This is a genomic window from Candidatus Benthicola sp. (assembly GCF_058719085.1).
In genome coordinates this window covers 1-1,592 of sequence record NZ_JBZQEK010000089.1, presented here as the reverse complement: position 1 = coordinate 1,592, position 1,592 = coordinate 1, and the positions used below count along the sequence as shown (strand labels likewise).

The 1,592-nt window shown below is 67.4% G+C and carries 3 protein-coding genes; 2 read left to right on the top strand and 1 reads right to left on the bottom strand.

Annotated features, from left to right (window positions below; all coding sequences use genetic code 11):
• Positions 1–258: YwiC-like family protein (locus AC36XV_RS06870; RefSeq protein ID WP_492202939.1), on the bottom strand; the 258-nt coding region annotated here is incomplete at its 3' end.
• 208 nt (positions 259–466) lie between these two features.
• Here AC36XV_RS06870 and AC36XV_RS06865 point away from each other — a divergent pair.
• Positions 467–1,183, top strand: a complete 717-nt coding sequence (locus tag AC36XV_RS06865) for a GntR family transcriptional regulator (protein WP_492202938.1) — start codon at positions 467–469, stop codon at positions 1,181–1,183.
• A partial coding sequence (locus AC36XV_RS06860) for a glycyl-radical enzyme activating protein (protein WP_492202937.1) occupies positions 1,183–1,592 on the top strand: 410 nt, incomplete at its 3' end. The genes AC36XV_RS06865 and AC36XV_RS06860, both read left to right, overlap by 1 nt.

The window sequence follows — 1,592 nt, the reverse complement described above, 5'->3', positions numbered from 1 at the left end:
GACGGCCGAGTAGAGGAGGGCGAAACGACGCGCCATGCGGAAGCGCGGAGAGAGATCGAGGCGGTGGCGGTTGCGCCAGAAGAGCTTCGCGGGGTGCCGCACGAGGAAGGCGGCCACCGTTCCCATACCGACGGCCAGGCCGGCGCCGGAGGGTGCGAGCGCGAGCCCGAGGAGGATCGGTTCCGCGAGAAATCCCCACCCTCCATGCTCCACCGGGAAGGCGATCGTGCGGACGCGGGTTCGCGGGGCCTCGGTCATGGGGGCCGACACTAACACGGTCCGGGAACAGGCGGAAGTGCGGGATCAACCCCGCGAACGGTCGGGAGTCCCGACCGGGCCGGAGATCCCCGCCGTCCATTGCACCCGCGTGTACTGATATCTAATATATCAGTTGTCGGGAGAGGAGTGGCCCGTGCAGCCCGCGCGGACGCTTCCGTCTCTGCAGCTACCTTCGCGGGAGGCGACCTTGCCCGAGAGCGGGGTCCTCGTTTCCAAGTCGCTGCGCGAGCTCGTGTACGAGCACCTGCGCCGGGCGATCGAATCGGGTGAGCTCAAGCCCGGCTCGTTCATCGACCAGAAGAAGTTGGCCTCGGATCTCGGGATCAGCCGGCAACCACTCCGGGACGCCCTCATCCAGCTCGAGCTGGAAGGCTTCGTGGACGTGATTCCGCGCCGCGGGGTGGAGGTGCGGGAGCTCGGTCCGGATGACGTTCGGCACCTGTACGAGGTGATCGGGGCCCTGGAACGACAGGCGCTCCGGAGCTCTACGCTCGGGGACACGGATGTCCGGGAGATGCGTCGGTTGAACGAGGCCATGACCTCTGCCATCCGGGCCGACGACTTCGACGCCTACTACGACCTCAACCTCGCCTTTCACGACGTCTTTCTCGACCAGTCGGACAACCCGGCCCTGCTGCGCACGGTCCGGATCTCGAAGCAGCGACTCTACGACTTTCCGCGCGAACGCAGATTTCTCAAGGAGTGGGAGCTCGCCTCGATCCGCGAGCACGATCGGCTCATCGAACTGGTCGCGGGGGGGCACCTGGACGAAGCCGGCGACTTCCTCGAGGACGTTCACTGGTCCTTCCAGGTTCAGCACCCGTACCTGGCGGCCTACTATCACATGGACGGCACTGCGGGGGCATCGTCCGTCGAGGCCGGCGCCGCGGTGGAGGGGGACTGATGTCCACCCCGGTCACCGGGCTCATCTTCGACATCCAGCGCTTCAGCGTGCACGACGGTCCCGGCATCCGGACCACCGTGTTTCTGAAGGGATGTCCGCTCGCCTGCCGGTGGTGTCACAATCCGGAGGGAATGCGGGCCGCGCCCGAGATCCTCGTCACCGCCGCCCGCTGTATCGAGTGCGGCGCCTGTGTGAGCGCGTGTCCGCATTCGCTGCCTTCGGGCGTGGCAGGGGGCTGGTCCGGGTCCCGTTCTCAGTGCGAGGGCTGCGGACGGTGCGCCGAGATCTGTCCGACTGGCGCCAGGCGGAGCGTGGGACGGGAGATCACGGTCGAAGCCCTGGTCGAAGAGGTGCTGCGCGACGACATCTTCCACCGGCGTTCGGGGGGCGGCATCACCTTTTCGGGCGG